Genomic DNA, 14082 nt, shown 5'->3' with positions numbered 1-14082 from the left:
TATGAGCAGTAACTTACACCAAGCTGGTGTTAAGCTGCTAAAACAGCTTGGACGCCATGCAGAGCTGGTGATGGACGTTTACTTGTCGGGCTCAGTATCGGTCGATGAGAGTAACGCTCAAGCCATCGATAAGCTGCAAAAGAGCGATATTCTGTGGCGACCAGAGCCTGAGCAGGAGCTGCGCCTTAAGCGCTCCGTGCGTGCTTTGCTAGAGGAAGCTCTGAGCGATGAGCGTAACCGTCAAATCGACTCTAATGTCGGCTCGTCATTGGCCACCATTAAGACCTTAGCGGATCACTATAAAGAAGCGCGCCACAATGTGGATTTCAGTGCGTCAGAGGCTTACCTTGCCGATTTAAGCGAGCATGTTTACAGCTTTGCCGATGGCCTGCGTTATTCGATTCGTGTGTTGTGGAGTCGCATTAACAACGAGTTTGGCTATGTGGGCAGCATCAACGCTAAAATTCGTGAAAACGAGTTAGCGCAGTCCCAAGTAACAGAACTGCTAAATGGCCTAGAGATGTTCCAGTTTAGTGAACTCGGTGAGATAGCTGGCGATATTCGAGAGCTGAGGAAGCTGCTGGTCACCACACTGCAAGAAACTTTGAGTGATTGTACTCAGGAACTCAGTGTCGTGCAGGCGCGCTTACTCGAACTATTGGGGCGTTTCCGTCAAATTCGTGGACGTACTCGTTTGCTAAAAGGTTGGTTGCTGTATACCGACTTGCACCCAGACTATAAGCCTGCGGATCATGTCAGTCACAAGCAGTTACCTGCGCTATTTAATATCGCTGAGCCACTGTTGGCACCGGCGGCGGTGGATGTTCATAATCATAGCTTAGAGCCAGAGCTACTGGAGTTAGTCTCAAATATTAAGCGTATCGACCGCTTGAGTGAGACAGGTGTACAGCGAGAGCAAGATGTTTCGGTTGATCTGACTCAAGCTGAAGACTTCGATATTCCTGACAATCCGCTCAAGTTAGCGGTAGATGGCTACTTCTGTGCCGTGATTGACTCGGGTAAGAGTCAGTCTGCATTGGATTATCTGGATGAGCATGCTCTTCCTTGGGATAGAGAGTCATGGCTGTATCAGGTGATTTGTGGCTATGAAGGGCTTCCAGAGGAGCATCGTAGTTACTTCGAATTAGAACATATTGGTGAGCCCGACCCTGTTTATAGCGGTAACTTCATCATTAAAGACGTAGAGCTGTGGTTGGCGTAAGGTTATATGTGGCTATGAAGGTTTTTCTGAGCCGAAGAGCACCGTAGCTACTTTGAGCTTGAGTATATCGGTGAGCCAGATCCGGTATATACGTATAGCGGTAACTTCATCATCAAAGACGTAGAGCTGTGGTTGGCGTAAGGTTTATATGTGGCTATGAAGGTTATTCTGAACCGAAGAGCACCGTAGCCACTTTGAGCTTGAGTATATCGGTGAGCCAGATCCGGTATATACGTATAGCGGTAACTTCATCATTAAAGACGTAGAGTTATGGCTGGCGTAATCTGGCTATAATGGAGCGATAAACGGCTAAGAAAAAGCACCTTTAAAGGTGCTTTTTTTATGAGCATTAATCGGTGTTTTTTGGCTTGAGTAGTTCACGGCTCTTGTTGTGAGTGGTTTCGTGGTGTTTTACTCTGCTATGATGGTTTGCGCTAGAGGTTTTAACTAGTTTGTTTTTGAGTTTTTGTGCTTAAAATGATACTGATATGTTGCAGGTGTAAAAGTTGCGTTTGGCATTGGCTGGATCGCGTTTTGCGTTTTCCCTTTAAAAACAGGTGCTTGGTGGTTTTATTTGACTGGGGTTATCAAGCTGTTTCAAAAACTAATTGTCCCTTTTAGATTGAAATTCTTGCCAGCATGTTTCACTATCCTTGCCACAACGAGATGGAAATCAAGTTTTCATCAACATTGAAGGCAATAGAAGGCATGCGTTAAGACATGTCCAATAAGGCAAGCAAATGACAAAATCACTTTCTACACGGATCTTTATCGGTCTGTTTTCAGGGCTAATCTTTGGCTCTATTATCCAATACTTCCTCGCTGACATTAGCTTATTCTCTGGCACAGTTGTCGATTTAGCCTCAGGCGCAGGCACCATGTTCGTTAATATGATCATGATGCTGGTAGTGCCGTTGGTATTCGTTAGCATCGTCTGCGGTGTGTGTGAGCTTAAAGATCTCAACAGCTTCGGTCGCTTAGGCGGCAAAACTTTCGGCTTTTACATCATCAATACCTTAGTGGCTATCTTTGCTGCATTAGGCGTAGCGCTACTGCTAACCCCAGGCAAGGGCGTGGATATGTCGAGCAACGGCGGCGTCGATATCGTAGCCACTGAACTACCTAATCTCGTCGACTTAGTGGTCAGTATTGTACCGAGTAACCCGGTAGCGGCATTCAGCTCGGGTAACATGCTACAGGTTATCTTTATGGCGCTGTTGCTTGGCGGCGTAATCAAATCTCTTGGTGAAGCGGCGCAAAGCGCAGTTAACGGCTTCCAAGTAGCCAACAAAATCATGATGAAGCTGATTAGCGTGGTGATGCAGCTTGCGCCTATTGGTGTATTCGCACTTATGCTTAAGCTAGGCGCAACACTAGAGGCGGCAATCTTTGGCAGCGTGGTTGAATATCTGGCACTGATCTTAGGCTTATTGCTGCTATGGATTTTTGTGGTGTATCCATTTGCCGTCGGCCTATTTACTCAGACTTCGGCAAAAGAGTTCCGCGCTAAGACTCGTGAGCAAATTCTGTTTTCATTGTCGACAGCAAGTTCAAACGCAACGATCCCGGTAACCATGCGTACCCTTACCGATAAGTTAGGGGTTAGCCGCGCCGTAGCAGGTTTTGGTGTGCCGCTCGGCGCAACCATGAATATGGGTGGCGTGTCGATTTATATCACTATCGCTATCTTCTTCGTGGCTAACGCATTCGGCGCCCCAATCCCTATGGAGCAGCTGCCAGCATTAATGTTCAGCATCTTCTTACTGTCTGTTGGCGCCGGTGGTGTACCTGGCGGCGGTATGGTGATGATTGGTGTGCTTATCCATCAGATGGGCTTACCGGTTGAAGCGTTCGCGATTGTGGCGGCCCTTGACCGATTAATCGACATGGTACTGACCTCGTGTAACGTAGTGGGTGACACAGCAGTACTGACAATCGTTAATGAAACAGAGAAGAGCGGCGAAGCTAAATTAGCCGCGGCGCCTGCTCAGGCTTAAACCGCTAGAGCCTTTTTAGCTCGCTGTTTTAAAGAGGAAAATGCCAGCAATTTGCTGGCATTTTTGTTTTTAGATTAAACCGCCGAAGCTGCTTATTTTTCTTTACTATTTTTCTTTAGTGATGCGTCGGCTTAGCGCACTTTGGCTGATGCCTAACATCTGCGCCGCTGCAGTTTGACTATTGGCGGTGCGGTTCATCGCCTCTTGAATGAGTGCATCACTCATCTGCGCTAATGTGGGCAGATTCTTAGGGAAGATAAGCTGGTCGCTGTCAGTAGTCACGTTAGACTTGCTTAGGTTTATCGCCTCCATAAACGGAGTGATATTCAGCGCGATACCGTCGCTACGGCTCACTGCGTCAAACACCATGCCTTTTAGCTCGTGCAAGTTGCCGGGAAAGTCATATTCGGCTAACTGCTGGGCAAGGGAGGCTGGCTGTTGCGGCTCACTCAGCCCCATCTCTTTGGCGGCTAGAGTAATAAAGTGGTTTATCAGCATAGATAAGTCGAGCTTACGCTGTCTAAGCGGTGGCAACTTGATGGTGTGTGAGCGCAGGCGATATAACAAGTCACTCCTGAATTTTCCGACTTGATTCAACGCCAATAAGTCGTGCTGGGTTGAGGTGATGATTTTACACAATACCGGATAAGCCCTGTCGCTGCCGATAGGGTAATACTGCTTATGCTCAATCACATCCACAAGCTTTGCCTGAGCTTCAATGGGGAGGTCACCAATCTCGTTGAGATAGAGTAAGCCATTTTTAACTTGGTGTAGCACGCCTGCTTGAGCACTAACCTTGCCGTCATCATCGGTATGCAGCTGGCCAAATAACTGCAGCTCGAACGCAGAGGTGCTAATACCCGCCAAGTTGACGTTGATAAAGGGCGCGTCGGCACAAATTAGCTGGTGGCAAGATTTAGCAAACTCATCCTTACCTGTGCCACTTTCTCCCTGAATAAGGATAGGTTCTGGACTAAGGGCCACGGCCTCTAAATAGCGAAACTGATCCAGCAGCGCAGGCTCACAGGTGAGGATATTATTGAATACTTCTGGGCGGCTTAGAGTGCGACTTAAGAAGCTTTCTTTAATGCGAAGATAGTTGCGCTCAAGACCAACTACTTCAAGTGCACGGCGAACGGTGCGAGCTAGATCGTCGACCTTGTCGGTTTTAATAAAGTAATCATAGGCACCATTTTTAATGCAGCGCACCGCGGTGTCGACCTCGTTAACGCCTGTCACTATGATGACGCGGGTCTTAGGAAACTCACTGCGGATCATCTCAAGCAGATCTTCGCCGGAATGAAACGGCATAGTAAGATCAAGCAGCACTAGCGCGTAGTCGCCAGTCTGCAGCCGGCTCATCACCTGACGGCTATCAACACAGGTATCGATAGTCGCTTCCGGGACCAGACGATTAAGGGTGATGGAAAGTGTTCTAAGCCAAGAGGCTTCATCATCGACAAGGAGAATATTTCTAGCGAGTTTCATTAGTACTCCAATGGAAAGCGTATTTTTATCACTGTGCCTTTGCCAAGGCGTGAAGTAATTTGCATGTCGGCCTTGTGCTCTTTAATGATGCGACTGCATACAGATAATCCCAGTCCCGTGCCGCCACTTGAGCGGCGCGTAGTAAAGAAAGGTTCGGTAATACGTTGTAGTGTGGCTCTATCCATTCCAGCGCCATTATCACTGACAATTAAGCAGATATGCTTATCTTCGACACAGGTCTTGATATCGATATGTTCCAGGCTCTGATGACTCTCGGCATCTTGCTTAATGGCATGGCAGGCATTTTGGATAAGATTAATCAGTACTTGATGAAGCTGCTGGGCATCTCCCATAACAATTGGGCTTGGGGCCAGTAAATCGGTAGTCACGTTAAATATCTTGGTCTGGTTAGCAGTGAGGCGCAGCGAAACTTCTACCACTTCATTAAGGCTAATTGGCTGATATTCATTGACTATGGTCGGCAAGGCGTAGCGCTTTAAGTCGTTAACGATACGGCTAATGCGCTCGGCGCCCTCATTTATCGACTGGCTACTTAAGTCCAGCTCGTTGATAGCATGCTCAGGTTCAAGCCCCGCCACAGTCCAGAATGGGTTTTGCCTTTGATAGTTATCGCTAGCTTCCGATAAATCTTTAAGGGCGTCGCTGATAAAGGCTATCGAGTGAACGATAATTCCTGTGGGGTTATTGATCTCATGAGCAATACCCGCCGATAGCTCACCTAGCGAGGCGAGGCGACTGGCTTCGTCGTTGGCTTGGCGTAATCTATGTTGTTCGGTGGCTTCTTCAAGCAAAATAACCACCTGTTTGTCACTAATAGGGTGTAACTGTAACTGCCAGTATTGGTCGTTAATCTGCATATCCGCAGTTTGCGATTTCTGCTCTGTTAGCGCACCGGATAGTGCTTGAGTTAAGTTGAAGGTCACGCCATCAGTATAGTGAAACTCAGGACTCGTCAGCAGGTCGTTATTGTTGTCGTTACTCCATAGGCACTCACCGTCTTGATTGAACAGAGTGACACCGTGAGGAATACCGTCGAGTACCGATTGGAACTGTTTCGATAAGCTAGATATCGCTTCTTCGGCCTTTTTACGCTGGAGTAACTCTATTTTCAGTGCTTTAGATCGTCTACGTAGACTCAGGCTAATATAGCCGGTCAATAGCATACCGACGGCAGAAATCAGGCTGACAAAGATGGCTAGGGAGAGCATCTTCTTCTGCGCCGAATTTAAGTCGACTTTCTCGCGGCCGGTACCAAACCACTTATTGACTAAGTGATCGTACTCGCCAGATAGCTTTAGTTGTCTAAGTGCATCGTTAATCTGCGTCATCATTTCAGCATTTTTAAAGTTACTGACGAAGTTAAATGCACCGTAAATAAGCGGGTCACTAGAGCTTCTAATTGATGGATACAGCGGCATTAATCGCCTAGCGACAAAGTTTTCGGCAATCACTACATCGACTTCGCCTTTAATTAGCTGCTGGAAGCCAGTCTCATAGAGGTCGACATCGACGCGGGTAAAGTCTTGTTTTTTACCTGAGATATAGACATCAACGAAAGCGCCTTTCTTAATCGCCACGCGTTTGCCTTCAAGATCATTCCAGCCATTGATAAAAGACTTACCTTGCAGCGTGTAGGCTTTTGCGTGAGTGGCATAAATGGGATCTGACTGGCTCAGCTCTCTATCTATAGTAATCGGGCTGACTACAGCGATGACATCAATGAGTGAGTCGCGATCGTGCACATCTTTAAGCAGCTGCTGGAAGCTCTTACGGCGGATGATGATGCGCTTACCCATTAGCTGGCCAATGCGATCCATTAACTCGAGATTGAAACCTTGGTCTACGCCATTATTGCGCCACTCTAGTGGGGCGGTCTTTGAGTGAACGCCAAAGACGATGCTTTGACTCTGGTAAGGATCTGCAGCGTGCGCGGGGAGCGATAACCCCGCTAAGCCAAGTGCATAAAGAGTACAGACCGCGCAAACTAAGTTAACAAATATTTTCATAATCAAATCTTAGCATGAGCTTATGCAAGATAACTGTGCGGGGTTTCTCGCTTTGAAAAGGAATAGCTTAGGCGGCAAAAGGCTTTGAATCATAGGCTTGGCGGCTTTTCTTATTAGCTTGTTGTTGTCAGCCTTCTTAATTGAGATATGTGATCTTGCTAACTCATGGCTATGCATTTTTGCATAACTGGCTATGAGGTTATGCATGTTTGCATGGCCAGATTTATAAGCTGTGATCGAGTGTTCAGTTTCTTGAGTCATTCGAGTTAACGGGTTGAGGGCTGGCGGTTTCAGGTAGAGAATTACCTCAAAGTGAGTATTTAAGACGGCGTTTACGACCGTTAAATATAACGTGATAGCTTTTTCAGCTGCTGCAGGGCGTTGATAAAAGGCGAGGAAATGAGATGAAAAACTTTAAAAAAGCAGTGTGTATTGCAACGCTTCTAGGTTCAGCAGGCTTTATGTCTAACGCTATGGCGGCTGATAACTTGGCAGAATTCCACGGTGAAAACCAAGAGTGTGACAGCTGCCATATGCCAGACGGTGAGCTATCAAACGACAGCCTAACCTACGAGAACGAGCAGTGTGTAGCTTGTCACGGCACGCTAGCTGAAGTTGCTGAAGAAACTAAACATGAGCACTACAATGCCCATGAATCTCATTTCCCTGGCGATGTGTCTTGTACTTCTTGTCACAGCGCTCACGAAAAATCTATGGTTTACTGTGATTCTTGCCATAGCTTCGACTTTGACATGCCTTACACTAAGAAGTGGGAACGTCACGAGCCAAGCATCGATGAGCTATTAAAAGATCAGTCTGACCGTGCAGCTGCGCTAGCCGAAGCGCCACGTGACACAGTTGATGTTGTCGTTGTTGGTTCTGGTGGTGCTGGTTTCTCTGCTGCAGTATCAGCACATGATCACGGCGCTAAAGTCATTCTTATTGAAAAAGAGCCTGTTATTGGTGGTAACGCTAAGCTTGCAGCCGGTGGTATGAACGCCGCTTGGACTGATCAGCAAAAAGCCAAAGGCATTAAAGATAGTGTTGAGTCTATGTACAAAGACACTATGAAAGGTGGTCGTGACCTAAACGAGCCAGAGTTAGTTGAAGTATTAACTTCACACTCTAAAGGTTCAGTTGACTGGTTAACTGCTATGGGTGCAGACCTTAACGACGTAGGTCGTATGGGTGGTGCTTCAGCTAACCGTTCACACCGCCCAACGGGTGGTGCTGGTGTTGGTGCGCACGTAATCCAAGTGCTTTACGATAACGCGGTTAAGCGTGACGTTGATATGCGCATGAACACCCGTGGTATTGAAATTCTTAAAGACGACAAAGGCAACGTTAAAGGCCTACTCGTTAAAGGCATGTACAAAGGTTACTACTGGATTAAAGCTGACGCAGTTATCCTAGCAACAGGTGGTTTTGCTAAGAATAACGAGCGCGTATCAAAACTTGATCCTAAGCTAAAAGGTTTTATCTCTACTAACCAACCAGGTGCAACAGGTGACGGTATCGACGTTGCAAGCAATGCTGGCGCGGCGATGACAGACCTACAGTACATTCAGGCTCACCCAACATTATCTGTTAAAGGTGGTGTGATGGTAACTGAAGCGGTTCGTGGTAACGGTGCAATCTTAGTTAACCGTGAAGGTAAGCGCTTCGTCAACGAAATCACTACACGTGATAAGGCTTCTGCAGCGATTCTGAATCAAACTGGTAAGTCAGCATTCCTAATCTTTGATGACTCAGTACGTAAGTCTCTAAGTAAGATTGATAAGTATATCGGTCTAGGTGTTGCTCCAAGTGCTGACACGCTAGTTAAACTAGGTGAGATGGAACAGATTGATGGTAAAGCTCTAACTGAAACTGTTGCGCGCTATAACAGCCTAGTGAAGAGCGGTAAGGACACAGACTTTGGTCGTCCTAACCTACCTCGTGCCCTTAACGAAGGTAACTACTACGCAATCGAAGTGACTCCAGGTGTTCACCACACTATGGGCGGCGTGAAGATTGACTCTAAAGCTGAAATCATGGACGCTAAAAAGCAAGTTATCCCAGGTCTATACGGCGCAGGTGAAGTAACTGGTGGTGTTCACGGTGCTAACCGTCTAGGTGGTAACGCTATCTCTGATATCGTCACCTTCGGTAGAATGGCTGGTGAAAACGCAGCGGCTTACTCTAAGAAGAACTAATCCCTTTTTAGACAATCTTGGAAGTGTTAGTCGGAGTTGAGATTTGAGTTAAGTTTCAGCTTCAGACTAAAAAAATAAAAGCCTTCATCTTATAGATGGAGGCTTTTTTGTATCTGTAATTTCAGTTGATAGATTGATACCAAAGGCTTGAAGCAATCAAACTTCGTTTGATAAAGGTCGTGAGCTTCCAGCTCACATACGGCTTCAAGTTAGACTACGTCTAACTATTAACGTAGCGGCGCTTCGCCCGCACCCGAGCCAAGGGGAACAAGTAAACTTTATTTGCTCACATACATTTCCTAAAACTGCGACCTATTTTTATGCACTTTGCGGCAACAGGTTTATATCCACTAATGTGTAAGACCTTAGTCATAACCCTAAATGCCAAAGGTTGTGCTGTTCTAACCTAGTGTAGATACAGCTGAGGCCTTTGATGGCATGGTGAGAGGTAACGAAGTTACCAAGCTTTCAAACGAGGGGTAGGATGCCGAACTGGCTTTTTAGCAGGGATGCTATTCGCCATCGCAGAGCATACAGGGACCCTTTCTTTCATAAAGCAGTGCAGCGTGCCTCAGAAGTGTCTGCACATACGCCGGCCGCAGGCCATTGGAACCACTTTTGTTAGGTGGCAACTCATTGCCTAAAAATAAATCGAGCTTTTTATGGCTTGATTGCGAATAAAACTCGGTGAAAGAGTCGCCACCTTAGCGACGCAAATCCTGATATAGCTCAAACAAACGAAAAATTAGTAAAAATATTTTATGTTTTTAATCTTGGTTTAACTGTTGTTTCTCATGTAAAAAAATTACCAGTTAGCTATGTTGATGCTTGAAAATAGCTATTTTAACTTTAAGTTTAGTAATTTTTATTCACCGGTTAGATTGTTCAGAATGCAGAACAGTGTGGTTATTACTTATTCCCCTCCTCGATTTCTATTATTTCATCCATCTGTATTTTAGTGATAATTCACCTTCAACCCCTTTGGTTACCGTTCTATTTTAAAGATAATGTATTCTATATTTGTGTTTCGTTATTTGCTCGAGGTTTCGTGCGATTTAAAGTGTGATTTTGCGCAACTTAAGGTGATTTTTTGTATTAAAAGTACAAGTAGCTACTTGGCATCTTTGGTTGATTTATGGGCTCTAGGGGCACTAGTAATCCTATTCCTAGCTGCTGTAAGCTCTGGTTTCTTGATCTTAAATGATGGCTTCTAGCTTGGGGTTTTCACTGCTTAGAGCTGTCAATAATACCAAAAATAATACCTATACCTTATAAGGACGAGAATGATGAAAATCCTGAGCGCTACTGCTGCCGCAGTCACTCTAGCAATGTGTTCGTTTGCTGCTTCTGCTGCAGACTTTAAACCTGCTGTTGCTTTTGATACCACAGGTAAGTTCGATAAATCTTTTAACCAAGCTGTTTACCAAAACGGTGTATTGAAGTTTAACGAAAGCTCAGATGTTGAAGTACGTGAATTCGTACCATCAAACGATGCTCAACGTGAACAGGGTCTTGAGCGTCTAGCGCGTCGTGGCTTTAGCCCAATCGTTGTTGTTGGCTTTATGTATGGCTCTGCACTTGAAAAAGTCGCTAAGAAATACCCTGAAACTGAATTTGTAATTATCGACTCAGTGGTTGATTTGCCAAATGTTAAATCACTTGTGTTCAAAGAACACGAAGGTTCATTCCTCGTAGGTGCACTTGCTGCAATGAAGTCTGAAACCAACAAGATTGGTTTTGTTGGCGGCATGGATATTCCGCTAATTCGTAAGTTTGCTTGTGGTTACGAGCAAGGTGCTAAGTTCATCAGTCAAGATGCTGAAATCTTCCAAAACATGACTGGTTCTACTATTGCTGCATGGAATGACCCTGCACGTGGTGCTGAACTTTCTAAGAGCCAGTTCACTAAAGGCGCTGACGTAGTATTCGCAGCTGCGGGTGGTACGGGTGTTGGTGTTTACCAAGCGGCTAAAGACGAAGGTAAGTACGCGATTGGTGTTGACTCAAACCAAAACTATATCCACCCAGGCGTGATGCTAACCTCTATGGTTAAGCTGGTTGGTGTTGCCACATTTGAAGTATTTACAGATGCACAGAAAGGCGAGTTTGTAGCTGGTATCGATAGCCGTGGACTAGAAGAAAATGGTGTTAACTGGGCACTTGATGAGCATAACCGCGCATTGGTTACTCCTGAGATGGAAGCAAAGCTTGCTGATATCACTAAGAAAATTATTGCAGGTGAAATTGTTGTTCATGACTACATGAAAGACAACAGCTGTAAATATTAAGCCGTATTAAGATTGATTAAGCTCCCTAGTTGCTGACTGGGGAGCTTTATTATGAGTGGCAATTTTTAAGAGCTAATTTTCTATTTGATCAATGTTTATTTATCAATGTCTATTCATCAATGTCGAACAAGGCATTTGAGATAATTATGACCATGTCTACACACGCAAAAGAAAAATCAAATGAGCGTCCCGTAGCCCTAGAGCTTCGTGGTATCGACAAACGATTCGGCGCTGTTCACGCCAACAAAGATATCTGCTTAAAAATTCCTGCTGGCACCATTCACGGTATTATCGGTGAGAACGGTGCAGGTAAATCCACCTTGATGAATATCATTTATGGTTTCTACACCGCTGATAAAGGTGAGATCCTGATTGATGGTATCGAGCGCAAGCTAGCTAATTCAAAAGAAGCCATTAGTTATGGCATCGGTATGGTGCACCAGCATTTTATGTTGGTTGATAATTTCACCGTGCTTGAGAACGTGATTTTAGGTGCTGAAGAGGGCGGTTTACTTAAGCCGAGTCTTAGAAAAGCGCGTAAAGAGCTCGAGCGTTTAGCTAAGGAGTATCAACTTGATGTGCCACTCGATAGCCTAATTGAAGAGCTTTCAGTCGGACTACAGCAGCGGGTTGAGATCTTAAAAGCGCTATATCGCGGCGCAAAAATCCTGATTCTAGACGAGCCTACAGGCGTACTGACACCGCAAGAAACTGAGCACCTATTCCATATTTTTGATGCCCTGCGAGCGCAAGGGGTCACAATTTTACTTATCACCCATAAGCTGAAAGAGATCCTCTCGGCGACTGACAATGTGTCAGTAATGCGCCAAGGTGAAATGGTTGCTCACAGAGAAACCGCTCACACCAATAAAGAAGAACTCGCTGAGTTGATGGTTGGCCGCAAGGTTCGCCTACAAGCTGAAAAAAGCGATGCTAATCCAACTGAAGTATTGCTTTCAACCCATAACCTTACCTATACCGATTCAATGGGTGTTGATCGCCTTAAAGATGTGTCGATTGAAATTAAGGCCGGTGAAGTCGTAGGTGTTGCTGGTGTCTCTGGTAATGGTCAATCAGAGCTATTAAGTGCACTCGCCGGGCTTATCACGCCAACCCGCGGTTCAATTAAGATTGCCGATAAGGTGATTGATGCCAACAACCCAACTTGCGCCGATGGTATGCGTCAATTAAAGGTTGGTCACATACCAGAAGATAGATTGGTCATGGGCTTAATCAAGACTTTCAGCGCTGAAGAGTCTGCCATTCTTGGCCATCACAATCAGTCGCAGTACAACGGCCATTTATTTAACAAGCCAAAATTCATTACCTCTGAATGTAAGCGCTTAATGGATGAGTGGGACGTTAGACCGCGTGATCCTAAGCTGAAAAGCTCACTGTTTTCAGGTGGTAACCAACAGAAGCTGATTATTGCCCGTGAAGTGGATCAAGACCCAGATATTTTGCTGATTGGTCAGCCGACTCGTGGTGTCGATATCGGTGCGATTGAGTTTATCCATAAACGCATTATCGAGTTAAGAGAGCAAGGTAAGGGGATCTTACTGGTATCTGTTGAGCTAGATGAAGTGATGTCGCTTGCAGACCGAATAATCGTGATGTTCGACGGTCATATTGTGGGCGAGATTGATGCCAGCAAGGCTGATGAGAAAACCTTAGGAATGATGATGGCAAATATTCTGCCTGATGAGCTAGCTGCGGATAACGGAGGTCAGTTATGAACGACTCTAAAATCCCATCTTGGGTAAACATTTTTGTTTTGCCTCTGATTAATATCATGTTTGCGTTTGCGTTTGCCGCAGGTATTTTTATTGCGGTTGATGTCAACCCGATAGAAGCCGCTGGGGTGATGGTACGAGGCGCACTCGGTTACCAAGAGGGCATTGGTTACACGCTTTATTACGCGACTAACTTTATCTTTACCGGTTTGGCTGTAGCAATGGCATTCTCTGCCGGCCTATTTAACATTGGTGGTGAAGGCCAAGCCTATATGGGCGGCTTAGGTGTCGGACTGGCTTGTTTAGCACTCGATAGTACCTTGCCTTTCTGGGCGCTACTGCCTATTACCATGCTAGCCAGTATGTTGTTTGGCGCACTGTTTGCGCTTATCCCTGCATACTTACAGGCGTACCGTGGTAGCCATATCGTTATTACCACCATCATGTTTAACTTTATCGCGTCAGCGTTAATGGTTTACCTACTGGTAAACGTACTTAAGCTTGAAGGACAAATGGCGCCGGTATCACGCGTATTTGATGAAAACGCAGGTTTGCCCATGTTCCATGAGATCGCAGCATGGTTTGGTTTCTCGTTTTCACAATCTCCAATGAACCTAAGTTTCTTTATTGCGCTTATCTGCTGTGTACTTGTATGGGCATTACTGTGGCGCACTCGCTGGGGTTATGCCATCCGTGCAATGGGCGCGAGTCCAAGTGCAGCTGAATACGGCGGCATTAGCTACAAGAAGCTGATCATTGTGGTGATGCTTATCTCTGGTGCGCTATCAGGCATGATGGGCTTGAACGAAGTGCAAGGGTACAGCCAGCAGCTCAAACTCGACTTTGTTGCCGGTTATGGCTTCACTGGTATTGCAGTGTGTTTGATTGGCCGTAGTCATCCGATAGGGATTATTTTAGCGAGTATTTTATTCGGTGTGCTGTATCAAGGTGGCGCTGAGCTGTCGTTTGATTACCCAAATATCGACCGTGAAATGATCCAAGTGGTGCAAGCGTTAGTTGTACTGTTTAGCGGCGCATTAGCATTAATGCTAGTGAAACCGACTGAGAAGCTATTTGTGTTTCTTAATCAAAAGAAAGCAGCCATCGGCAGCGTTAAGGCGGAGGCATAAAT

Annotated in this window: 8 protein-coding genes; 6 read left to right on the top strand and 2 right to left on the bottom strand. The window is 45.7% G+C overall.

All coding sequences use genetic code 11. The features are described from left to right. Nucleotide 1 precedes the first annotated feature (1 nt). The gene (locus K5Q73_RS02560; RefSeq protein WP_220759090.1) at nt 2–1222 is read left to right on the top strand and encodes a phosphoenolpyruvate carboxylase; all 1221 of its coding nucleotides are present in this window, start codon (nt 2–4) and stop codon (nt 1220–1222) included. A gap of 740 nt (nt 1223–1962) precedes the next feature. Further along, the gene (locus K5Q73_RS02555) at nt 1963–3219 is read left to right on the top strand and encodes a dicarboxylate/amino acid:cation symporter (RefSeq protein WP_220759091.1); all 1257 of its coding nucleotides are present in this window, start codon (nt 1963–1965) and stop codon (nt 3217–3219) included. A gap of 105 nt (nt 3220–3324) precedes the next feature. Here the strand turns inward: K5Q73_RS02555 and K5Q73_RS02550 are convergent, their stop codons facing one another. Together K5Q73_RS02550 and K5Q73_RS02545 are read right to left on the bottom strand one after the other, a co-directional pair. Next, a complete protein-coding gene (locus K5Q73_RS02550; RefSeq protein ID WP_220759092.1) occupies nt 3325–4707 on the bottom strand; it encodes a sigma-54 dependent transcriptional regulator in 1383 nt (460 codons plus the stop codon). After that, nucleotides 4707–6734 (bottom strand): ATP-binding protein, encoded by a 2028-nt coding sequence (locus tag K5Q73_RS02545; RefSeq protein WP_220759093.1) that lies wholly within the window; start codon nt 6732–6734, stop codon nt 4707–4709. The genes K5Q73_RS02550 and K5Q73_RS02545 overlap by 1 nt, the downstream gene beginning before the upstream one ends. 404 nt (nt 6735–7138) lie before the next feature. Between K5Q73_RS02545 and K5Q73_RS02540 the strand changes: the two genes are divergently transcribed. From K5Q73_RS02540 to K5Q73_RS02525, 4 genes are all read left to right on the top strand, one after another. Continuing rightward, on the top strand, nt 7139–8929 hold the full coding sequence (locus K5Q73_RS02540; protein WP_220759094.1) for a flavocytochrome c: 1791 nt from the start codon (nt 7139–7141) through the stop codon (nt 8927–8929). Nucleotides 8930–10212: 1283 nt separating this feature from the next. Beyond that, a complete protein-coding gene (locus K5Q73_RS02535; protein ID WP_220759095.1) occupies nt 10213–11217 on the top strand; it encodes a BMP family protein in 1005 nt (334 codons plus the stop codon). A 146-nt stretch (nt 11218–11363) separates the two neighbouring features. Further along, on the top strand, nt 11364–12953 hold the full coding sequence (locus K5Q73_RS02530; RefSeq protein ID WP_220759096.1) for an ABC transporter ATP-binding protein: 1590 nt from the start codon (nt 11364–11366) through the stop codon (nt 12951–12953). Next, nucleotides 12950–14080 carry an ABC transporter permease gene (locus K5Q73_RS02525; protein ID WP_220759097.1) on the top strand — a complete coding sequence of 377 codons (1131 nt, stop codon included), beginning with the start codon at nt 12950–12952 and terminating at the stop codon, nt 14078–14080. The genes K5Q73_RS02530 and K5Q73_RS02525 overlap by 4 nt, the downstream gene beginning before the upstream one ends. The last annotated feature ends 2 nt before the right edge of the window (nt 14081–14082 follow it).

It is taken from the genome of Shewanella sp. MBTL60-112-B2 (assembly GCF_019655055.1).
In the GTDB taxonomy this organism is placed as follows: domain Bacteria; phylum Pseudomonadota; class Gammaproteobacteria; order Enterobacterales; family Shewanellaceae; genus Shewanella.
This window is presented reverse-complemented; position numbering and strand designations above follow the sequence as displayed.

Excerpts from the sequence above, each read along its gene's own strand:
- K5Q73_RS02550 (WP_220759092.1), bottom strand. The coding sequence starts at position 4,707 with ATGAAACTCGCTAGAAATATTCTCCTTGTCGATGATGAAGCCTCTTGG.
- K5Q73_RS02545 (WP_220759093.1), bottom strand. The coding sequence starts at position 6,734 with ATGAAAATATTTGTTAACTTAGTTTGCGCGGTCTGTACTCTTTATGCA.
- K5Q73_RS02535 (WP_220759095.1), top strand. The coding sequence starts at position 10,213 with ATGATGAAAATCCTGAGCGCTACTGCTGCCGCAGTCACTCTAGCAATG.
- K5Q73_RS02525 (WP_220759097.1), top strand. The coding sequence starts at position 12,950 with ATGAACGACTCTAAAATCCCATCTTGGGTAAACATTTTTGTTTTGCCT.
- K5Q73_RS02530 (WP_220759096.1), top strand. The coding sequence starts at position 11,364 with ATGACCATGTCTACACACGCAAAAGAAAAATCAAATGAGCGTCCCGTA.
- K5Q73_RS02540 (WP_220759094.1), top strand. The coding sequence starts at position 7,139 with ATGAAAAACTTTAAAAAAGCAGTGTGTATTGCAACGCTTCTAGGTTCA.
- K5Q73_RS02560 (WP_220759090.1), top strand. The coding sequence starts at position 2 with ATGAGCAGTAACTTACACCAAGCTGGTGTTAAGCTGCTAAAACAGCTT.
- K5Q73_RS02555 (WP_220759091.1), top strand. The coding sequence starts at position 1,963 with ATGACAAAATCACTTTCTACACGGATCTTTATCGGTCTGTTTTCAGGG.